The organism is Ruegeria sp. BC7 (genome assembly GCF_056539165.1).
Genome location: NZ_JBQFUL010000003.1, coordinates 410,624 through 431,716 on the forward strand (window position 1 = coordinate 410,624; position 21,093 = coordinate 431,716).

The following is a 21,093-nucleotide window of genomic DNA, read 5'->3' on the forward strand; positions in this document are numbered from 1 at the left end:
GGTCCATCGGACCTGATGAGAAGCGCCCCGTTGAACCTCAGTGCGCCTCGGCCCAGTTCGCCCCCTGCCCGGCATCAACGCTCAGCTTGACGTCCAACTTCACCGCCGGGTCCGATGCGCCTTCCATCACGTCGCGCGCGACACCGATCACCTGATCCACCGCATCTTCGGCCACTTCAAACAGCAATTCGTCATGCACCTGCAACAGCATTTTTGCAGGCAGCCCGTTAATGGCATCTGGCATCCGCACCATCGCGCGCCGGATCACATCCGCCGCCGTTCCCTGAATCGGCGCGTTAATCGCCGCCCGGCGCGAGAAGCCTGCGTGCGGCCCCTTGGCGTTGATCTCAGGCGTGTGGATTTTGCGACCAAACAACGTCTGCACATATCCATGCTCTTTGGCAAAGGCGACCGTGTCGTCCATATAGGCTCTGATACCCGGGAATCGCTCGAAATACCGGTCGATGAACCCCTGCGCCTCGGCCCGCGGAATGCGCAGGTTGCGGGCCAGACCAAAGCCCGAAATCCCATAGATCACACCAAAGTTGATCGCTTTGGCCTGACGGCGGATGTCCGGCGTCATCTCGTCCAGTGGCACGTCGAACATCTCGGACGCGGTCATGGCGTGAATGTCCAACCCATCCGCGAACGCCTGTTTCAGCGCCGGAATATCAGCGATATGGGCCAAAATCCGCAGCTCGATCTGGCTGTAGTCGAGGCTGACCATCACGTTACCCGGCTCGGCGATAAACGCCTCACGAATGCGGCGGCCTTCTTCGGTGCGCACCGGAATGTTTTGCAGGTTCGGATCGGTCGAGGCCAGACGGCCCGTGTTTGCCCCCGTGATCGAGTACGAGGTATGCACCCTGCCCGTATCTGGATTGATATGGGTCTGCAGCGCATCCGTATAGGTCGATTTCAGCTTGGAAAGCTGCCGCCAATCCAGCACCCTGCGCGGCAACTCATGCTCGGTGGCAAGGTCTTCCAGAATATCGGCCCCGGTCGAGTACTTCCCGGTCTTACCCTTCTTGCCGCCCTCAAGCCCCATCTTGTCGAACAGAATCTCACCCAGTTGCGCGGGTGAGCCGACATTAAAGGTCTCACCGGCCAGTTCATGAATTTCAGCCTCTAATCCGGCCATTTTCTGCGCAAAGCTGTTGGACATACGGCTCAGGACATCGCGGTCAACCTTGATGCCGTGCATTTCCATTTCTTTGAGAACCGGCACCAGAGGGCGTTCCAGCGTCTCATACACCGTTGTCACCTTCACCTGATGCAGTTGCGGTTTGAACAGTTTCCACAGGCGCAGCGTGATATCCGCATCCTCGGCGGCATAGGCGGTGGCCTCATCTATCGGCACCTTGTCGAAAGTGATGGCCGATTTGCCCGAGCCCAGCAGCGGCTTGATCGGGATCGGCGTGTGGCTCAGATAGCGCTCGGACAGGGTATCCATCCCGTGCCCATGTTCGCCGCCATGCATGGCATAAGACATCAGCATCGTGTCGTCGATTGGGGCCACTTCCACGCCATAGCGCGCAAAAATCTTGGCATCATATTTCATGTTCTGCCCGATCTTCAGGATCGACGGATCCTCAAGCATCAGTTTCAGCAGTGTTAGAGCCTCATCCAGCGGCATCTGCCCTTCGGCCAGCGCATCTGACCCAAACAGGTCATCGGCGGCCCCGTCCCGGTGCGTCAGTGGGATGTAACAAGCCGAACCCGCCTCAACACACAACGAAATACCTACCAGATCGGCAATCATCTCGTTCAAACCGGTAGTCTCGGTGTCAACGGCCACCCATCCGGTTTCATAGGCGCGGTCGATCCACACCTGCACAGCCGCCGCATCCCGCACACATTCGTATTTCGAGGCATCGAACGGAACCGCCTCGGCCTCTGATACAACCTCGGGCGTGGTGGCTTCCGGGATCACAGGAGAGTCAACGCCAAGCTTATCGGCAATCCGCTTCGTGAGGGTGCGGAACTCCATCTCGGCCAGAAAGCCCATCAGCGCGTCCGGCTCGGGATCTTTCACCTCAAGATCGTCCAGTGTGAAATCCAGAGGCGTGTTTTCGTCCAACTGCACCAGTTTCTTCGACAGCTCGATCTGGTCGCGCTTTTCGATCAGGGTCTGGCGGCGTTTGGGCTGCTTGATCTCTTCCGCGCGGTCCAACAGGGTTTCCAGATCGCCGTATTCATTGATCAGCAAGGCGGCAGTCTTGACCCCAATGCCCGGAGCGCCCGGCACGTTATCCACCGAATCCCCGGCCAGCGCCTGCACATCGACCACCCGTTCCGGCCCAACGCCAAATTTCTCAAACACGCCATCGCGGTCGATGCGTTTGTTCTTCATCGCGTCCAGCATTTCCACGCCGTCGCCCACCAACTGCATCAAATCCTTGTCGGAGCTGACGATGGTCACCCGCCCGCCTGCCTCACGCGCCTGCACCGCAAGCGTCGCGATGATGTCATCGGCCTCGTAGCCTTCCAGCTCTTTGCAGGCGATGTTGAAGGCGCGCGTCGCCTCGCGGGTCAGAGGCATCTGCGGGCGCAGATCCTCGGGCATCGCCTCGCGGTTGGCTTTGTAAAGGTCATAGAGGTCATTGCGGAACGTGTGCGAGCCTTTGTCAAAGATCACCGCCACATGCGTCGGCGCATCCGGGCCATCATTCCCTTCGACATATTTCTGCAGCATGTTGCAGAACCCTGACACCGCCCCGATCGGCAGCCCGTCAGACTTGCGCGTCAGTGGAGGCAGCGCGTGATAAGCCCTGAAAATAAAGGCCGATCCGTCGATCAGATGAAGGTGACACCCTTTTCCGAAACTGCTCATGCGCGCTCTCCCTGTCGGTCAGATGTGGTTCTGCCACAGGGACGCGTAGGAGGCCAGTCAAGAACGTGGGTTGACGATCAAACCGATCCCGCGGGGCCTTGGACTTCGCTGAACGCTCGGGCTGCCTTATCCCAATGCAATCCGGTCTGCGTGGCGATCAACTGCATCTGCTTGTTCAGGGACCGATCGTTCAACCGGCGACTCAGGCTGCGCAAGGGCACAAGATTACGCTCGCCATAGCCGTCGATCAGGACAAACATCGGTACATCGTCGCGCAGACCGTAAACCACGTTCTGCGCATGGATATCCCGGCCCACAATTTGAAGATCAAACAGCTTTTGCACAAAGCTGTTCAGCTTGGCCAGCGTCTCGGGGTCAAGCGGACCTTGCGCACACAGCGCCTTGAGGTCATGCGCCAGTGCACCGTCCGCGCCATCCATCCGCTCAACCACAACCCCCGGCCCGACATCTGTCTGCACCACGCCAAATGATCGCGCCAAAGGCAGCCGGGCGACATCAAGCCCGCTTTTCAACGCGGCTTTCATCTCGCACTCCAGCTCTTTCAGCGCGTTGCGATAGGTTGAATCCGGCAACAAACGCCGCACCAGCCGCTTGGAAAACGACCGATTTCGCCGTGTGCGCGGCCGCGTGACCTTAACCAGCAAGTCAGGGTGATCGGGGCAGGCGTAAACATTCCGGTGCCCGCCCGTGGCCACAAGGTCATGATCCGTCAGGTGCAACAGGCGCACTGAAAAAGGCATTTGGGATCCGTTTCAAAAAACACAAAACTAGGGGGCTTGGTACACCAAATCCTGCCGAGCGTCAGCCTCTGTAACAGTTTTGCGTCAGAAAGTTAATCCTTGCCCTTCAGGACATATTTGCAGTCGCAATAGGGACATTCGACCCAGCCGGTATCTTCGGGGATTTGCAGCCAGACACGCGGATGGCCCAACGCACCTTCGCCGCCATCACAGGCAACTCGGGTGGATTCCACGATTTTGGTTTCCGGCGCTTCGATGGTCACGGCTGGCGATCCTTCTTCGGTTGTCGGCCTCGCGGGGCATATATCACTGCGTTTATGAGCGATGCGCAAACCGGGGGCAAGTGCCGCATGCGCGATGCGGCAATCAGGATCATCGGTGGTTGGCAAAGGCATGTAGCTGCGCCCTCAAACAGGTTAAATGCGGTCGATCCGGGCCTGGTAACAGTTGTTTCGCGCAGACCGAACGTGAATATAGGCGACATCTGACCGGGCGAATATCCCCTCAACCGCTGTCGAGATGCCCTGCGCCGGGGCAATCACCCCGGTGCCATAGACAATCCGGTCGTCCCCTCCATACCCCTTGATCAGATAGTCGGGCGCGGTGGTCAGGATTTCGGGCATTGCGTCGCCTTCGTACGGTCGCACGGGCTGCTGCACAAAAAGATCGGGCCGGTTTCTGCGTAAGAATGTGTCTCTAAAAAAGGGCGATACGCCAGTATCAACATGCCTTCGCCCTCCGGGATGTTCTGCAAACAGTGCCGGCAGGGATTGCCTGCACCGGTTGAAATGGCCCGTTCGGGGGCTGTGCTGTAGGCGTCCGGCCCACCGGCTTGGAGGGCGCGCACCTCGTCGGTGGGCAGTGCAGTGATCTTGAACATGTCAGGCCTCTCTTTTTGCCCACCCTGCCCAGCGTCGCAAAGCCAAGCGACCCGTTTCCTGCGCAAAGGACTCGAAAAAGAACAAAAGGTGAATATAATATGGAATCGCCATGTATGCCGAGCTGTCGATCACGTCGAATTTCACCTTCCTCACCGGGGCGTCCCACCCCGAGGAGTACATGGAGCGTGCCGTCACCCTGGGCCTGCCCGCCATCGCGATTGCCGACGACAACTCGGTCGCCGGGATCGTCCGCGCCCACACCCAAGCGCGCGAGATCGCCCGCAAGGTGCGCGAACGGCTAGAGTGGGAGGCGCAGAACACCTCTGTCGGCCCGCCCTGCCCCGATCACATCCCCAAACCGCCCTCGTATCCGATCCACGCGGTCCCCCGCCTGATCCCTGCCGCGCGGCTGATCTTTACCGACGCACCCACCGTCACCGCCCTGCCGCTGAACCGACAAGGCTGGGGCAACCTGTGCCGTATCCTGTCCGCAGGCCGCCTGCGGGCTGAAAAAGGTGACTGCATCCTGCACCTGTCCGACCTGATGGAGTTTTCCGACGGTCTCCACCTGCTGCTCTGGCCACAGGCGACCCGGTCACAGGGCGGCGCGGACGCGTGGCGGACACAGGCGCAGCAGTTGACGCGCCGCTTTGCCGGGCGGATGCATCTGCTGATGCATCCCAGGTATGACGGTGCGGATACCACATATTTTCCTTTATTAGAGACTGAATCAAAGCAACTCGGCATCCCCACCCTCGCCAGTGCCGCGCCGATGATGCACCACGGCACCCGCCGCAAGCTGGCCGATGTGCTGACAGCCATCCGCCTGCGTCGTAAGGTCGATGATCTGGGCCGCAATGCGCTGACCAATGGTGAACAGCGCCTGCGGTCCGAGGCCGAAATGCTACGTATCTTCACGGGTCATGAGGGCGCTGTCACCCGCGCCCATATGCTCAGCGAGCAGCTCACCTTTTCACTCGATGAGCTGCGCTATGAATACCCTAGCGAGGGCAGCGAACAGGAAACCCCGACCGAACGCCTGCACCGCCTGGCGCATGAGGGGTTGAAATGGCGCTATCCGGCAGGCGCGTCAGAGAAAGCGCACAAAATGCTGGCGCATGAGCTGACCCTGATCGGCAAACTGAAATATGAACCCTATTTCCTGACCGTCCGCGATATCGTCCATTTCGCCCGCTCGCGCGGCATCCTGTGCCAAGGGCGCGGTTCAGCGGCCAATTCGGTGGTCTGCTTCTGCCTCGGCATCACCGAGGTCAGCCCCGAGATGGGCACGATGGTTTTTGAGCGTTTCGTCTCTGAGGCACGGGACGAGCCCCCCGATATCGACGTCGACTTTGAACATGAACGCCGCGAGGAGGTGATCCAGCATATTTATGACCGCTATGGCCGCGAACGCGCGGGGCTCTGCGCCACGGTCGTGCACTATCGCGGTAAGCGCGCCATCCGTGAGGTCGGCCGCGCGATGGGCCTGACCGAGGACACCATTTCGGCACTGTCCTCGCAGCTCTGGGGGTTCTTCTCGGCCAAGGGGTTGGAGGCCGAACGGATGCGCGAAATCGGCCTCGACCCCGAAGATCGACGGCTGAAACAGACTCTAATGCTGGTCTATGAGATCGACGGCTTTCCCCGTCACCTCTCGCAGCATGTGGGCGGTTTCATCATCACCGAAGGACGCTTGGACGAGCTTGTCCCCATCGAAAACGCCACGATGGAGGACCGCACGGTCATCTGCTGGGACAAGGACGATATCGACAGTCTGGGTATTCTGAAGGTCGATGTGCTCAGCCTTGGGATGCTCACCTGCATCCGCAAGGCGTTCGACCTGATCACGCAGCACCACCAGACGGGCTATACCCTCGCCACCCTGCCGCCCGAGGATCCGGTGGTCTATGACATGCTGTGCAAGGCGGACAGTGTCGGCGTGTTTCAGGTGGAATCACGCGCCCAGATGAACTTCCTGCCCCGGATGCGGCCCCGCAATTTCTATGATCTGGTGATCGAAGTCGCCATCATCCGCCCCGGCCCTATTCAAGGCGACATGGTCCACCCCTATATCCGTCGCCGGAACGGAGAGGAGGAGGTCAGCTTCCCCTCGGACGCGCTGGGCGAGGTGCTGGGCAAAACGCTGGGCGTGCCCCTGTTTCAGGAACAGGCCATGCAGATCGCCATTGTCGGTGCGGGGTTCACCCCGGAACAGGCCGACCGGCTGCGGCGATCGCTGGCGACGTTCAAAAAGCACGGCAATGTCAGCGAATTCCGCGCGCTGTTCCTGCGCGGGATGAAGCGGAACGGCTATGACGACGACTTTGCCGAGCGCTGTTTTTCCCAGATCGAGGGCTTCGGCTCCTACGGCTTCCCCGAAAGCCACGCGGCCAGCTTTGCGCTGCTGGTCTATGCCTCGGCCTGGATCAAATGCCACCATCCGGGCATCTTTGCCTGCGCGCTGCTGAACTCGCAACCGATGGGGTTTTACGCTCCGGCGCAAATCGTGCGGGATGCGCGTGAACATGGCGTACAGGTGCGCCCGATCTGCATCAATGCAAGTTTCTGGGACAATGTGATGGAACCCGACGGTCATGGCGGGCTGGCCCTGCGGCTGGGGTTCCGCCAGATCAAGGGCTTGGGCGAGGAAGACGCCAGTTGGCTGACCGCCGCGCGCGGCAATGGCTACCATCAGGTCGATGACGTATGGCGGCGCGCGGGGCTTGGCCCTGCGGTGATCGAACGGCTGGCCGAGGCTGATGCCTTCGCCGCCTGCGATCTGACCCGGCGCGAGGCGTTGTGGCAAGCCAAGGCGATTGCCACCGCGAAACCCCTGCCGCTGTTCTCGCAGGATCTGGAGGGCGAGGCGCTGGATGAACCCGAAGCCTATCTGCCGCAGATGACTTTGGGCGAGCAGGTGATCGAGGATTACGTGGCCACCCGCCTCAGCCTCAAGGCGCATCCGGTGGCCCTGATCCGGCATCTGCTGACGCCCGAGCCGCGCGACAAAACCACGCCTGTTGCCTAAACGCACAGCCGGGTATGCCCGAAACAGAGCCGAAACCCGAGACACAGATGACCCGACCCACCCTGCCGCCGCGCTTTCCCGCGACACCGGACCAGATCAACGCACAAGTCCGCGCCTTCTATGCCCGCGTGCGCGAGGATGCAGTGCTGGGACCGGTCTTCAACAAACACGTCCACGACTGGCCCGCGCATGAGGACAAGATCGCCGCCTTCTGGCGCAACGCCATCCTGTTTGAGCGCAGCTATGACGGTAATCCGCAGCGGGTTCATGTTGAACGTCCAGACGTTCAGCCCGAGATGTTCGCCCATTGGCTCGACCTGTTCGAGGAGGTCGCTGCCCATACCCTACCGCCTGAAACCGCCACCCCGTGGGTCGCGCTGGCGCGCAGAATCGGCGTGGGGATGAAGGCCGGGGTGCAATCCGCGCGCCAGCCAAAGGACGCGCCGCCGATCCTGCGATGACCACAGATCATGGCGGCTTTGCCATGTTAGCGATAAAATAAGGGCTATGCGCCTCGCCAAATTGGGTTTAATCAACACAAAAGACAGCCCGGGGAATTGGTCCGCGCTGTAATGGCAGATCGCCGCCACACCGACCCAGTGACCGAGACCACAGCAATGAGCACTCAGAACACCACCCTCCGGGGACTTGGCTATGCGTTTCTTGGCTTTGCGGTTTTTGCCAGCCATGACGCGCTGATCAAGGTGCTGGGTGGCACCTACTCGGTGATGCAGATCATCTTTTTCGCCACGCTTTTCTCGTTCGTGCCAATGGCGGTGACGATCCTGACCGACCGCACCACCGGGAACTTCCTGCCGCACCACCCGTGGCTGGTGCTGTTGCGGTCCGGCCTGATGGTTACGGCAATGTCCTGCGCGTTCTATGCCTTTTCTGTCCTGCCACTGGCCGAGGTGTACTCGCTGCTGTTTTCCTTCCCGCTGATCGTAACAGTCCTGTCGATCCCCATTTTGGGAGAGGTCGTGCGCGCCCAACGCTGGGCCGCCGTCGGCGTTGGTCTGATCGGCGTGCTGATCGTTTTGCGCCCCGGGGCGACGGACATCACGCTTGGCCATCTTGCCGCCCTGACCGCTGCGTTTTGCAGCGCGTTTGCGTCCGTTCTGGTGCGCAAAATCGGGAATGAGGAACGCTCGGCCGTGCTGATCCTCTACCCGATGCTGCTGGCCATCGCGGTGATGAGTCTGGCCCAACCCGCCGTCTACCTGCCGCCCTCGCTGTTGCATCTGGCGATGATGGCGCTGGTTGGAGTGTTTTCAGTCATCGCCCAGCACCTGATCATTCTGGCCTACCGCGCTGCGCCCGCCGGAGTCGTCGCACCCAGCCAGTACAGCCAGATCATCTGGGCCACGCTGTTCGGCATGATCTTTTTCGGCGAACGACCCGACGGCTGGGTCGCGGTCGGGGCCAGCATCATCATCGCCTCCGGCGTCTTTGTCGTCTGGCGCGAGAGCCGGGCGAATACCTCATCGGTCAACACTCCGGTTCTGCGGGTACGCTCACCTCGGTCGGATACGGGTGCATCGCGGCCGGGGAAATAAATCTCTCTCTTCAAACTTCCCCACATCTGATCTTGAGATCGCCGTTTGTACCGCTCTTGTCAAAACGGTCGATGGCCCGCACCAAATCGCTCAATCTTTTGTGCCCGTATGTTTGTGCGTCAAAGTCTGGATAGATATTGCCCTGCTGACTGCCGACGACAGCAAGGCGGTCGGTATTCCGTGTTGTCAATTCAATCCCTCAACCTGAAATAGTATTCTCGAGGGTGAATGTAAGAACAAAAGGGGCGAGCAAAAGCCCGCCCCGTGAATTTATTTTAGCTTTATCAGTATACTACGACCGAACGGATGCTCTCACCCTTATGCATCAGGTCAAACCCATGGTTGATGTCGTCCAGACCCATGGTGTGCGTGATCATCGGGTCGATCTCAATCTTGCCGTCCATGTACCAGTCGACGATCTTGGGCACGTCGGTCCGGCCCCGCGCGCCACCGAAGGCCGTGCCGCGCCACGACCGCCCGGTGACCAGTTGGAACGGACGGGTCGAGATTTCGGCCCCCGCAGGTGCCACGCCGATGATGATCGATTCACCCCAGCCCTTATGCGCCGATTCCAGTGCGGCGCGCATCACGCCCACATTGCCGGTGGCATCAAAGGTGTAGTCACCGCCGCCCTTGGTCAGATTGACCAGATAGGGCACCAGATCGCCCTCGACCTCGGCCGGGTTCACGAAATCGGTCATGCCGAACTTGGTCGCCATCTCGACCTTGGCAGGGTTTAGATCGACGCCGACGATCTGATCGGCCCCGGCCAGACGCAAACCCTGAATCACGTTCAAGCCAATACCGCCCAGACCGAACACGATGGCGCGGCTGCCGATTTCCACCTTGGCGGTGTTGATGACGGCTCCGATACCGGTGGTCACGCCGCAGCCGATATAGCAGATCTTGTCGAAAGGCGCGTCCGGGCGCACCTTGGCCAGCGCGATCTCGGGCAGAACCGTGTGGTTGGCGAAGGTCGAGCAGCCCATGTAGTGCAGGATCGGATCACCATCCAAGGTCGAAAAGCGCGACGTGCCGTCGGGCATCAGACCCTTGCCCTGCGTTTCGCGGATCGCCTGGCACAGGTTGGTCTTGGGGTGCAGACAGTATTCACACTCGCGACATTCGGGGGTGTAGAGCGGGATCACATGGTCGCCCGGCTTTAGGCTGGTCACACCCGGACCGACCTCAACCACGACTCCGGCACCTTCATGGCCGAGAATGGCGGGAAACAACCCCTCTGGATCGGCACCCGATAGGGTGAATTCATCCGTGTGGCAAATACCGGTGGCTTTGATCTCGACCAGAACCTCACCCGCTTTTGGGCCTTCAAGGTTCACTTCCATCACTTCCAAAGGTTTGCCCGCCTGAACGGCGACGGCGGCGCGGGTACGCATTGTACTTATCTCCGTGTCTGATTTGCCCCGACCCTGCGTTAATTGCAGGGTATTTTCAACTATGCTTTCGTGACAGATTGGCTAATTGTTTGATATTGCAGTAACGACGTTGTCAGTAGGAGAAACGCCAATGCATCGATTTTTTCCCGCGCTGGTCCTGTTGGCAGCCTGTGCTGAGACACCCGCGACCGAAGACGCCGCGACCCAACCCGAAGCCGCTCCGGTTGATTTGGCCTTCTGTCAGGGCGAGGCATTTTCCGATTCCGTCGGCCAACCGGTCTCGACCATTCAGGCGCAGTTGCCGGAACGGTCGCGCGTTCTTGGCCCCGATGATATCGCCACGCAGGATTACCGCATTGACCGGCTGAACGTGTACATCAATGGCACAGGGATCATTCAACGCCTGACCTGCGGGTAGGCGTGGACTCGGGGTGTGATTCTCGGATAAGAACAAAATGGGAACATTTTGATGTCTGCCGATGCCCAAACGCCGAATACTCTCACTCTGGTTCCCCCGCCTGGGGGCTGAACGGCTGGTCCGCGCTGCGCGGGGGCTGCAGGATGGGCCTTTGGCTGTAGTGGCTGAACAGTCAAACATGCAGGTTGTCACCTCGCTGAATGATCAGGCGCAGGCCGCCGGGTTGCGCGTGGGTCAGCCCGTGCGTGATGCCCACGCCATGTGCGCCGCCCTGATCACCCGCCCCCGAAACGCCCCGGCCGAGGCTGCCTTTCTGACTGCGTTGCGCCGCTGGGTGGGCAAGTTCAGCCCGTGGGTGGCCGAGGAAGCCCCGGATGGCTTGATCGTTGACCTGTCAGGCTGCGCGCATCTGTTCGGCGGGGAAGAGGCGTTGCTGAACGTGATCGAAACCGACTGCGCCGATATGGGTCTAAGCGTACAGATGGGCATCGCCGACACGCTGGGTGCGGCCTGGGCGCTGGCACGATACGCGGGGCAAGAGGCCACATCCGACCGCAATGGCGACGCCATCAGCCAAGAGGCCCGCGCCACCCGCGCCCGTGCCACCAAGCGGCGGCACTGGACCAAGGGCGGGGCCGCACCGCAGGTGATGGCATTGGGCGGGGGCGCACGCATTGCGGCACCGGGGCAATCTTATGGCGCGCTCAGCCCCTTGCCCATCGCGGCGCTGCGGCTTGAGGATCAGGTGGTGGCACAGTTGAACCGTCTGGGCCTGCGCCGGATCGGGGATTTGCTGGGCCAACCACGCGCGTCATTGGCGCGGCGGTTCGGGCGGGGGCTGGTGTTGCGGCTGGATCAGGCGATGGGCAGCGCGCCCGAGCCGGTCTCACCCGCGCGCGCGCCACATCACTTTGCGGTGCGGATGACTCTGCCCAACCCGATTGGCCTGACAGAGGATGTGATGGCCGCGATCGACCGGGTTCTGCCGACGCTCTGCACCAAGCTGGAGGAGAAAGCGCGCGGGGTACGAACATTGCGGCTTGAGGCGCATCGCGCGGATCAGGCAGCCGAGGTTATCGAGGTCGGTCTGGCGCGTCCGACTTATGACAAACACCGCATTCGCCCTTTGTTAGAGATGAAAATTGACAAGATCGACGCGGGCTATGGCATCGACATGTTGCGGCTTGAGGCGGTGCAGACCGAACCGATCCACGCCCGCACCATGACGGGCCATGCCGAGGCACGCCGCGCCGTGCGCGAGCGGCTGGACGGCAACACCGCCGTCGAGGATCTGATCGGCAAACTGGGCGCGCGGGTCGGGCTGGAGGCGATCACACGGCGACACCCTGCGGCCTCGCACATCCCCGAGAAGACCGCGCAGACACTGGCCGCCGCATGGTCGGAACCGGCGCGCGACTGGCCTGCGCCGCCGCGCCCGCGCCCCTTGCAGATGTGGCAGCCCGAACCGGTAATGGCCCCGGACACTCCGGACGTGCCCAGCGCCTTTCGTTGGCGTGGGCGCGACTGGCAATTGGCGCAGGCGACCGGCCCGGAACGGATCGCGCCGGAATGGTGGCTGGACGATCCCAACTGGCGCAGCGGCGTGCGCGATTACTGGGTGGTGGTGACCGAACAAGGGGAACGGCTCTGGCTGTTCTACGGACATGGCGGCACCATGTCAGCGGGTTGGTTTTGCCACGGTCAGTTTTGTTAGAGTCTATTTTCCGCGAAAAACAAGAATATCTGGCAGATAGTCGATCAATCGGATCACCCAGGAAAACGGAGCCGGGAAATCGGTGCGGAACCGACGCCGCGACATCGCCTTGACCACGCGCGCGGCCGCATCCTCGGGCGTCATCAGCATCGGCATCTTGAAACTGTTCTTCTCGGTCAGGCGGGTTTTGATGAAACCCGGGTTGACGATGCGCACCGTTACGCCGGTTCCAGCCAGATCGTGTCGCATGGTTTCCGCCAAGGAAATCAATGCCGCCTTGCTTGCCCCATACCCGATAGCGGCCGGCAGGCCGTGATAGCCCGCCAAAGACCCGATCAGGGTGATCTCACCGCGACCGGCTTGAACAAATCCCGGGACAGTTTCCCCCAACACGCGAACGGCACCCAGATAGTTGACATCGCTCATGGCCAAGGCCGCTTCGGTGTTCCAGTCAGGACTGCGCATCGGATAATAAGCGCCCGCATTATAGACCAGCCCATCGACAGGCCCGGCCTTGGCAACTGCGCCACGAACAGACTCTAAATCGGTTACATCCATCGGAATGGACCGGGCATTGGGAAGCGCTGCGCAGATTTCGTCCAAACGGTCCGCATTGCGCGCGGACAGGATCAGATGCGCCCCCTGACGGCCAAGCGCGTCGGCCAGAGCGCGCCCTAACCCTTCGCTTGCGCCGATAATCCAATAGGTTTTTCCATCAAAGCTGCTCATGCGTCGACCGTTTCGTTCCGTGTGATGCTTTTACGGACGCGCCAAGGCAATGGATCACGCGCCGGGGCCGGAAATGGGCCTCAACGCCTAAAGATTTTGCAGTGCTCATAGCTGAATTTCTCATAACCCGATTGATCCACCCCGGCCCAGTCTGCGTATCTTATTGTAAAATGTCACATAACGAGGCTTGAATGTTCGATGAATCCCGGGGCGTCCGGAAAAAAATCGCAGTAATTGGCGCAGGAATCTCAGGTCTCTCCGCAGCTTACTACCTTTCAGAAAACAACGACGTGACCGTCTTTGAGGCCGAGCCCAGACTGGGCGGCCACGCCAGAACGGTGATGGCGGGAAAGAATGGCGATCAGCCGGTGGATACCGGTTTCATCGTCTTCAACTATGTGACCTACCCCTATCTGACCAAACTGTTCGATGAGCTGAATGTTCCCGTCATCAAGTCGGAAATGAGTTTTGGCGCGACAATCGACAATGGCCGCATCGAATACGGCCTGAACAATCTGCGCACGTTGACGGCTCAAAAACGCAATCTGGCGCGTCCGGCTTATTACAAGATGATCGCGGACATCCTGCGGTTCGGCAAAGAGGCCCCCATTGCCGCGCAGGACGATGACACCACTATTGGTGAGCTGGTCGACCAACTGCGTCTGGGTCACTGGTTCCGCCACAACTATCTGATGCCGATGTGCGGTGCGATCTGGTCGACCCCGGTCGAGTTCGTGGATCAGTTCCCGGCGCGGTCTCTGGTGCAATTTTTCCGCAACCATGCGCTTTTGGCCAGTGGACGCGCCAAACAGCACCAGTGGTACACGGTCAAAGGCGGCAGTATCGAATATGTCCGCCGCATAGACGCCGCCTTGCGCGGGCGCGGCTGCGACGTCCGCCTGGCGGCACCCGTCGATCACGTGAAGCGCGATGATTCCGGTGTCACGGTTCACAGCCAGGGTCAGATCGACCAGTTTGACGAGATCATTCTGGCCACCCATTCCGATCAATCGCTGGCCATCCTTGGCGACAGCGCGACACCGGCCGAAAGGGACGCTCTGGGCGCGATCCGGTATCAGCCGAACACCGCGATCCTGCATTGCGACCCCGGCCAGATGCCCCGGCGACGCGCGTGCTGGTCCAGCTGGACCTATCGCTCGCAGGCTGGAAATGTGGGCGTAACATATTGGATGAACCGCCTTCAGAACATTCCCGACAGCGATCCACTGTTTGTATCGCTGAACGCGGGTTCAGAAATTCCTGCGGATAAAATCTATGACCAGGTCGAGTTCGCTCATCCGGTGTTCGACAAGGAAGCCCTGAAAGCCCAAGGGCAAATCCGCGAGATGCAGGGACAGAACCGAACCTGGTTTGCCGGAGCTTATAACCGGCACGGTTTTCACGAAGACGGGATCGCCAGCGCGATGCATGTCGTCGGGCTTTTGAACGGCGCCCCGCAAACCCTCGGAGCTGAAAATGGCATTCTTGCAAAAGATCCGGCCATCCCTGTCTCAGCGGATCTGTGATACGTCACGCGCTGCGCTGGTCTGCCTTGTCGTGCTGATACCGTGCGGGCTGGCGGCCTCGCCGATCTCGCAAACCCTATCCAGCCCGCAGCAGATCGGCAGCGCGACCTTCCGGTTTCTGGGCATACCAGTTTACGACGCCCAGCTTTTCACCCCGAACGGCGCGGCGTTCAGTTGGGACGCCGATTTTGGCCTGAAGCTGACATATCGGAAGACGCTAAAGCAAAAGGCTCTGGTCGAGTCCACGTTGGAGGAGATGGCGCGACAGGGAAACCCCGCGCCGTCGCAAAGCGCGCTTCAGCAGTGTTATAAGGCGGTCGGTAAGGGCGATAACTATATCGCCATATCCGAAGGCCCCAACAAGATTGGGTTCTGGCGCAACGGCCAAAAGACCTGCACCCTGTCCTATCCCGGCGCAAAACGCGCCTTCATGTCCATTTTCCTTGGCGCAGACACGCGAAGCGCCAGCTTTACCCGCCAGTTGAAGGGGCAGTGATGCTGTACCCGCGCGTCAGTCTCTATGCGCTGATGCTCGCTGCGGCGGGTATTCCGCTGTACATTCACCTGCCGCGTTTTGCTGCCGTCAATCTGGGCATTGGGCTGGGGGTCATCGGAACCGTGCTACTGGTGATCCGTCTGGTGGACCTGATACAGGATCCTCTGATCGGCTGGGCCATAGATCGTTGGCCGCGGGCGCAGGCGCTGTTTGCGACACTGGCCGCACTTGGCCTCGCTGTTGGATTTCCATTGCTGTTTTCCCTGCCCGATGGGGCAAAACTGTCTGTGTTAGTGTCTATCTTGATACTTCTCTTTTCCGCCTACAGCCTTGGGACCATCCTTCTATACGGCCGCAGCGCGACGCTGGCGAAACGCGCGGATGCCAAAGACCTGATGACCCTTGCGGCCTATCGCGAAGGCGGGCAACTGGCCGGAGTCGTTCTTGCCGCTAGTGCACCCGCCCTGTTTGTGGCTTTTGGCGCAAGTGCGCAGGGCTACCCTGCCTTCGGTCTGTTTCTGGGTGTTCTGGCAATCGTCACGCTGGTTGTGACCTTTCCCATCTGGCAGCGCACCCCGATCACCGGTCAGGGATTGTCGCTTACCGGGCTAGGACAGTCCGGAGCACTGCGTCTGCTGGCGCTGGCACTGATCAACAGCTTGCCCGTCGCAATAACCTCGACCTTGTTCCTGTTTTTTGTGGAAGACCGCCTGCAACTGCCCGGCAAGGCCGGTCCACTGCTGATCCTGTTTTTCCTCAGCGCCGGGGCAAGCGTTCCGCTTTGGGCACGCCTCAGCAATAGAATTGGTCCGAAACAGACTCTGATGATCGCGATGCCACTGGCGATTGCGGGGTTTATCGGCGCGGCCTCGTTATCCGCCGGAAACCTGACAGGATTTGCCCTGATCTGCCTTGCCTCAGGCGCGGCGTTGGGCGCGGACATGGTCGTGCTGCCCGCGATGTTTTCGGTCGCCTTGACCCGTGCTGGTCTGAACGCGTCCGCTGCGTTTGGCATTTGGTCTTTCGCTGGCAAGCTGGGCCTTGCGCTCGCGGCCTTCTTCACTCTGCCGTTGCTGGAACGCAGCGGCTTCACACCGGGGCAAACCAATTCGGCGGCGGCGTTGCAGACGCTCAACCTCGCCTATGCCGTTCTTCCCTGTATCCTGAAACTCGGCGCGTTCGGAATGGTCCTGACGCTGCCAACTGAGGTATCAGCCAAATGACTCTCGTTGCCGCCCTTCTACTCGCCATCCTCGCCTTTCTCATCGCCAGAGGCCGCTTTCTGAGCTTTCGCGCGCAGTCGCCTTCGGACTATGCCGGGACTGGACCCACGTTCAAAATGAAAGAGGCTCTCAACGGGGAAATCCTGTCCGAAGGGCTGATCTATGGGCCCAACGGCAAGATGTCGAACAGCTTCGTCGCCCGCATGGTCGGGGAATGGGACGGAAACACTGGAACGCTGTCCGAATACTTCACATATTCCAATGGCAAGGAAATGGCCCGCAAATGGTATCTGACACTGGGCACCGGGAACACCTTTACCGCAACAGCGGATGATATCGTGGGCGAGGGGAAAGGCACGATTTCGGGCGCGACCGTCAAACTGACCTATCGCATCATGCTGCCCGAAGACGCCGGAGGACATACGCTGGATGTTACCGACTGGATGTACCTGACCGAAAACGGGGTGATCATGAACAGGTCCGAGATGCGCAAATTCGGCGTAAAGGTCGCTGAACTGGTCGCAACGATGCGCCCCGCACCCGAGGCAAAGGCCGCCCATCTGAACGGCGCGAATGGCTATGACAGCGCGTCAGAAGCGAGGGCGGTTCAATGAACTGGCGGCGCTTTGTGATCTCGGCGATTGCGATTGTCGGCGTGACCGTTCTGGCATCCTGCTCGGCCAAGCCGCGCGTGCCCAAAACCTTCTTGTCTGACCGCCAGTTGAACCTAGAGGAATTTTTTGAAGGCAAGACCGTCGCATATGGCCAGTTTCAGGACGTTCTGGGCAACGTCCCGCGCCGGTTCACCGTCGACATCGACGGCACATGGGACGGTGAAACCCTCACGCTGGTTGAGGATTTCGTCTATGACGATGGGGCCACGGAACAGCGGATCTGGACGCTGACCAAAACGGGTGAAGACACCTGGACCGGCACCGCACCCGGCGTTCTTGGAACCGCCAGCGGAGTAGAGCGTGGAGACACGTTCAACTGGAAATACAAGATCGACCTGCCCGTCAAGGACGGCACGATGCGGGTCAATTTCGATGACTGGATGTGGCTGCTGTCGGACAATCGCCTGCTGAACCGCGCCTATGTCTCTCGGTACGGCGTCCGGCTGGGCGAAGTCATTCTCTTTTTTGAAAAGAAGTAGAAGGTTGAAACAAGAAAGGGCGGGTCCGAAGACCCGCCCTTGAACCTTGATGGTTCAGGTCAACTTAGAAGTTGAACTGAGCACCGAAGTCAGCACGGATACGGCCATCGTCGTCGCCGTCCTTGATTTCGCCGACTGCGCCGCGCAGCGATGCACCGCCGCCCAGGTCGTAGATGGCGCCAACACCGATGTTGCGGGTGTCGTCGTCAGCCGAACCGTCGCCGTAAACCAGCTGCAGGGTGGTCGCTGCGCCCAGGTCGTAAGCAACCGAGAAACCGTATGCGGTGCCGTTTTCTGCGTCGTCGATGACGTCATCGTCTGCAACGAACAGGGTGCCGTAGAAGTCGCCCAGTTCAGCGCCCAGCGTGAAGACGGTCAGGCTTTGGTCTTCGCCGTCAACCAGATCGGTCTGACCGTAGGCCAGCGATGCGGTGATGTTGTTGAAGACGTAGCTTGCGAAGATGTCCCAACGGTCTGCGTCTTGCGGTTGACCCGCCAGAGCCAGGGTGCGCTGGTCATACGAAGCACCGAACGACAGGTCGCCAACTGCGTACTGGAAGAACACGCCGTTTGCGCCCGAACCGGTCGAGCTGTACTCGAGGAACGAGTAATTAACGCCCGAGTACTGACCCAGGAACTGTTCCAGGCCCGGCTCGGTACCGAAGTAGTCACCCAGGTTGTCGAACGAACCCGAGACGTTGCCGGCGTCAACACGCAGACCGCTGTAGATGACCGAGAAACGTGCGCCGTTCAGACCGGCTTCGTTCTGCTCACCATTGCCCGCGTCGTCGTCAGCTTGCAGACGAACACGACCCTGGAATTCAACGCCGCTGTCGGTTTCGACGTTTGCGTCGATGTTCAGACGGAACCGCGAGACCAGGATGGTGCTGTCGGTGTCAACTTCTGTGGCTACCGCGTCAGGGTCAGCTACACCGTTGGCTCCGCGAACGATGTCTCCGCTTGCGGTGGTGGTGAAGTTCGCAACTGTACCCGTGCGATCTTCTTCATAGCCAAGACCGAAACGGCCGTAACCGCTGAACCGGATTTCCGCTGCGGCAACGCTTGCGGTTGCAAGCAGCGCAGTCGATGCAAAGAGAACTTTTTTCATGGTTAATCCATAAGTTTTTTGAGAGGAGTATAGCCGCGCTAGAGCGGCTGCCCGCGTATTCGTTCAAATTCGTCATGCGCACAATGGACGCGCACAAATTCTTTCCCTCGGCGTCGGATTCTGTTGCAACCTTGCACATACCCATAGCCCACACCGCTGAAACCTAAGCGCATGTTTTCATGGAGTTTTTCCTGCATCCACGCGATTGTTACAAAAAGTTGACTAAAAAAATATGATACCCCCTCTTTAAATCACTTTGGGACTACCAGTGTTACGCCAAATCGGAGTTTGTGATCACAAGCTTATAAGGCGGAGGACATCGTTAAAAACAAGATTCGTGGCGTCGTGCAGCCAGAGCGACAGTTCGACTGTCGCAGCGGGTAAGACGCGTTACGACGAAAGAGTCAGAGCATAGTCAATTACTCGTATAGAAAAACGACAACTTGCGGCTCGCACCGCCTGGCGGAGGTGGAAATGGAGACGCCGCGCGCACCTGTGCCTTGGCCGCCCGGTCAACCTCGGGTGATCCTGAACTATCAACCACGTCGACCCAGGCCAAGGTGCCATCTGGATTAATCTCGAAAAAGACCTGCGCAAAACCCCGAGCTGACACGAACACGACCGGTGCCCTGTTGAGATGCACCAGAACCCGTCCCGCATAGTTGGTGGTGTTCGAGTTTCCAGGGCCGCGGCCACCAGATCGGGTTCCGGTATTTCCCGAAGTGAAAGCGTCAATCCCCCTCCGCTGATAGGTCGTCAAAGGTGACTCGATCTCTTGGGACGGGAACTGAAGGTTGCTGAAATCCCGCGCTCCGTTCGGAACCCCTTGCCTTTGTGTGGCGGCGCTGCGTTCGGGGCGCTGTGGTCGTATCGAAGATGTCACGGCCAGCTCCGAGGCTTCGTCTGCCGTTTCCGGGTTTGATGCATCCGGTACGTCCGGTTCAACGGTCTCACTTTCCAGCGGAACAGCCGGTACCGTCGAAACCTCCGGGACAGGAGCCACTTCTGGCGCTGGTAACGCAGCGAGTTGCTGCGAGGGTTCGACCGGCTGGGCTTCATCCGGACCGGCTGCGGAGTCAGGCTCACCTTGCGGCGTTTCAACCACCTCCTGCGGCGCGACAGGCGGTGTTTCGTCGATGTCCTCGCTGGCGGTTTTATCACCATCGGACGTGCTCTCGGTTTCGGCAACGTCAGGCTCGACCGGTTCGGTCGCCACGGGGTTCACCACCTCTGCAGAGCCCAGATCAGGCGAGGGTGTAACTTGCGGGTCCTCCGACGCCACGAGCGCTTCGCTGACGGGGACTTCCGGCGGGTCCGGGGGTTCTTCGGCCAACGGCTCAGGGGCTTCATTCGGTTCTGGTTCAACCGGCTCAATGCTGTCTTCGGCCAGCTCCTCGAACGAATTCCCCAGCTCGACCTTGTCGTCCGGGCTTTCACCTGCCGGTTGCTCGGCCAGTCTTGGCGCGGTGAATGTCAAACCCGTCACGTGCAGAAGCAGAGACACAAGTATGGCGACAGCCGCTATGACGACCGATCGCCGGATCATTCCAGCGCCTTTTCAGTAACGACATACACGGACGTTGCACCCAGCCTGCGCAAATCCCCCGTCACCTCGACCAGACGCGGACCAGAGGCCGCCCGGTCGGGCACAATACGTACCGCTCCGGGTTCGCGACCGTCCATATAGCTTTGAAGGTCGATGTCCTTGCCGCGAAAGGTGATCCGACCGTCCCTGTGAAGAACAAGCGCGTCCGGCGGCTCTCGCCCCTGAAGGTCCGATGTGTCCACGAGATTCAGGTCGGGATCAAGCGGCGACGCCACGGTTCCCGCGATCAGAAAGAAGATCAGCATCAGAAATATGACGTTGATCATGGCAATGGTAGAGTCGCGCTTGCGGCGAGGGCGTTTGAAACGGATCATTCCAGCACCAGAACACTAAGCCCATCGCGTCCGCGCAGCCGGACCAGCAGGTCAACCAATCGCTGCGCCGTCGTGTCGGGGTCAAGGCTGACAAGGACCTGCCCTGTTTCCACCTGATCGCCCAGCTCATTCAATGTTATCGGCGCACCGTTCAAATCCAGCCGTTCAGCACCGAGTTGCACGAAGTGCCGTTCGACCTGTGCTTCGGAAGCGGACCCGCCGCCTGTCGCATTGCTCAGCTCGATCTCGCCATATTTGGAGAATGTCGAGGATAGCATGAAAAACAGCAGCAGCAGAAAGATCACGTCGATGAGCGGAGTCATCGACAATGGCCTACGGACAAAGGGTGC

At 60.1% G+C, this 21,093-nt stretch carries 22 protein-coding genes; 10 read left to right on the forward strand and 12 right to left on the reverse strand.

What is annotated here, in order from left to right; genetic code table 11:
- Positions 1-37: 37 nt before the first annotated feature.
- The 5 genes from polA to ACR0KS_RS11055 form a co-directional block, all read right to left on the reverse strand.
- On the reverse strand, positions 38-2,833 hold the full coding sequence (gene polA / locus ACR0KS_RS11035) for a DNA polymerase I (RefSeq protein WP_170564171.1): 2,796 nt from the start codon (positions 2,831-2,833) through the stop codon (positions 38-40).
- 77 nt (positions 2,834-2,910) lie between these two features.
- Complete coding sequence (locus tag ACR0KS_RS11040) at positions 2,911-3,594, reverse strand: YrbL family protein (protein WP_170564175.1); 684 nt, start codon at positions 3,592-3,594, stop codon at positions 2,911-2,913.
- 92 nt (positions 3,595-3,686) lie between these two features.
- Complete coding sequence (locus ACR0KS_RS11045) at positions 3,687-3,857, reverse strand: zinc-finger domain-containing protein (RefSeq protein WP_170412992.1); 171 nt, start codon at positions 3,855-3,857, stop codon at positions 3,687-3,689.
- 153 nt (positions 3,858-4,010) lie between these two features.
- A complete protein-coding gene (locus ACR0KS_RS11050) occupies positions 4,011-4,217 on the reverse strand; it encodes a DUF1203 domain-containing protein (RefSeq protein WP_480693203.1) in 207 nt (68 codons plus the stop codon).
- Positions 4,202-4,474: a DUF1203 domain-containing protein gene (locus ACR0KS_RS11055; RefSeq protein WP_480693204.1), complete on the reverse strand. Its 273-nt coding sequence runs from the start codon at positions 4,472-4,474 to the stop codon at positions 4,202-4,204. The genes ACR0KS_RS11050 and ACR0KS_RS11055 overlap by 16 nt, the downstream gene beginning before the upstream one ends.
- A 110-nt stretch (positions 4,475-4,584) precedes the next feature.
- Here ACR0KS_RS11055 and ACR0KS_RS11060 point away from each other — a divergent pair, with 110 nt between their 5' ends.
- From ACR0KS_RS11060 to ACR0KS_RS11070, 3 genes are all read left to right on the forward strand, one after another.
- Positions 4,585-7,503 carry an error-prone DNA polymerase gene (locus ACR0KS_RS11060; RefSeq protein ID WP_170564177.1) on the forward strand — a complete coding sequence of 973 codons (2,919 nt, stop codon included), beginning with the start codon at positions 4,585-4,587 and terminating at the stop codon, positions 7,501-7,503.
- 47 nt (positions 7,504-7,550) lie between these two features.
- Positions 7,551-7,964 (forward strand): group III truncated hemoglobin, encoded by a 414-nt coding sequence (locus ACR0KS_RS11065; RefSeq protein WP_170564179.1) that lies wholly within the window; start codon positions 7,551-7,553, stop codon positions 7,962-7,964.
- A 156-nt stretch (positions 7,965-8,120) separates the two neighbouring features.
- The gene (locus ACR0KS_RS11070; RefSeq protein WP_170564778.1) at positions 8,121-9,059 is read left to right on the forward strand and encodes a DMT family transporter; all 939 of its coding nucleotides are present in this window, start codon (positions 8,121-8,123) and stop codon (positions 9,057-9,059) included.
- A 10-nt stretch (positions 9,060-9,069) separates the two neighbouring features.
- On the opposite strand, the gene ACR0KS_RS11075 is transcribed toward ACR0KS_RS11070, so the two are convergent.
- Positions 9,070-9,249, reverse strand: coding sequence for an OST-HTH/LOTUS domain-containing protein (locus tag ACR0KS_RS11075; RefSeq protein WP_170564182.1), 180 nt, complete (start codon positions 9,247-9,249; stop codon positions 9,070-9,072).
- Positions 9,250-9,343: 94 nt separating this feature from the next.
- Complete coding sequence (locus tag ACR0KS_RS11080) at positions 9,344-10,456, reverse strand: S-(hydroxymethyl)glutathione dehydrogenase/class III alcohol dehydrogenase (RefSeq protein ID WP_170564185.1); 1,113 nt, start codon at positions 10,454-10,456, stop codon at positions 9,344-9,346.
- 130 nt (positions 10,457-10,586) lie between these two features.
- Here ACR0KS_RS11080 and ACR0KS_RS11085 point away from each other — a divergent pair, with 130 nt between their 5' ends.
- Positions 10,587-10,874 (forward strand): I78 family peptidase inhibitor, encoded by a 288-nt coding sequence (locus tag ACR0KS_RS11085; protein ID WP_170564188.1) that lies wholly within the window; start codon positions 10,587-10,589, stop codon positions 10,872-10,874.
- A gap of 61 nt (positions 10,875-10,935) precedes the next feature.
- Complete coding sequence (locus tag ACR0KS_RS11090; protein ID WP_170564191.1) at positions 10,936-12,588, forward strand: Y-family DNA polymerase; 1,653 nt, start codon at positions 10,936-10,938, stop codon at positions 12,586-12,588.
- A gap of 3 nt (positions 12,589-12,591) precedes the next feature.
- On the opposite strand, the gene ACR0KS_RS11095 is transcribed toward ACR0KS_RS11090, so the two are convergent.
- Positions 12,592-13,317, reverse strand: coding sequence for an SDR family NAD(P)-dependent oxidoreductase (locus ACR0KS_RS11095; RefSeq protein ID WP_170564194.1), 726 nt, complete (start codon positions 13,315-13,317; stop codon positions 12,592-12,594).
- Positions 13,318-13,508: 191 nt separating this feature from the next.
- On the opposite strand from ACR0KS_RS11095, the gene ACR0KS_RS11100 reads away from it, so the two are divergent.
- Genes ACR0KS_RS11100 through ACR0KS_RS11120 form a run of 5 tightly spaced genes read left to right on the forward strand, consistent with a single transcriptional unit; the run spans position 13,509 to position 17,715 of the window.
- Entirely contained in the window at positions 13,509-14,843 is a 1,335-nt protein-coding gene (locus ACR0KS_RS11100) for an FAD-dependent oxidoreductase (protein ID WP_170564196.1), read from the forward strand.
- Entirely contained in the window at positions 14,794-15,339 is a 546-nt protein-coding gene (locus tag ACR0KS_RS11105; protein ID WP_480693205.1) for a hypothetical protein, read from the forward strand. The genes ACR0KS_RS11100 and ACR0KS_RS11105 overlap by 50 nt, the downstream gene beginning before the upstream one ends.
- On the forward strand, positions 15,339-16,562 hold the full coding sequence (locus ACR0KS_RS11110; protein WP_170564202.1) for an MFS transporter: 1,224 nt from the start codon (positions 15,339-15,341) through the stop codon (positions 16,560-16,562). The genes ACR0KS_RS11105 and ACR0KS_RS11110 overlap by 1 nt, the downstream gene beginning before the upstream one ends.
- Positions 16,559-17,176: a DUF3833 domain-containing protein gene (locus ACR0KS_RS11115; RefSeq protein WP_170564205.1), complete on the forward strand. Its 618-nt coding sequence runs from the start codon at positions 16,559-16,561 to the stop codon at positions 17,174-17,176. Before ACR0KS_RS11110 ends, ACR0KS_RS11115 begins: the two co-directional genes overlap by 4 nt.
- Positions 17,173-17,715, forward strand: coding sequence for a DUF3833 domain-containing protein (locus ACR0KS_RS11120; protein ID WP_170564208.1), 543 nt, complete (start codon positions 17,173-17,175; stop codon positions 17,713-17,715). The genes ACR0KS_RS11115 and ACR0KS_RS11120 overlap by 4 nt, the downstream gene beginning before the upstream one ends.
- Positions 17,716-17,779: 64 nt before the next feature.
- Here the strand turns inward: ACR0KS_RS11120 and ACR0KS_RS11125 are convergent, their stop codons facing one another.
- From ACR0KS_RS11125 to ACR0KS_RS11140, 4 genes are all read right to left on the reverse strand, one after another.
- Complete coding sequence (locus ACR0KS_RS11125; RefSeq protein WP_170564212.1) at positions 17,780-18,823, reverse strand: porin; 1,044 nt, start codon at positions 18,821-18,823, stop codon at positions 17,780-17,782.
- 415 nt (positions 18,824-19,238) lie between these two features.
- Positions 19,239-20,369 (reverse strand): TonB family protein, encoded by a 1,131-nt coding sequence (locus ACR0KS_RS11130; protein ID WP_170564215.1) that lies wholly within the window; start codon positions 20,367-20,369, stop codon positions 19,239-19,241.
- Complete coding sequence (locus ACR0KS_RS11135; RefSeq protein WP_170387901.1) at positions 20,366-20,743, reverse strand: ExbD/TolR family protein; 378 nt, start codon at positions 20,741-20,743, stop codon at positions 20,366-20,368. The genes ACR0KS_RS11130 and ACR0KS_RS11135 overlap by 4 nt, the downstream gene beginning before the upstream one ends.
- Positions 20,740-21,066, reverse strand: a complete 327-nt coding sequence (locus ACR0KS_RS11140) for a biopolymer transporter ExbD (protein WP_170564218.1) — start codon at positions 21,064-21,066, stop codon at positions 20,740-20,742. The genes ACR0KS_RS11135 and ACR0KS_RS11140 overlap by 4 nt, the downstream gene beginning before the upstream one ends.
- Positions 21,067-21,093: the final 27 nt, after the last annotated feature.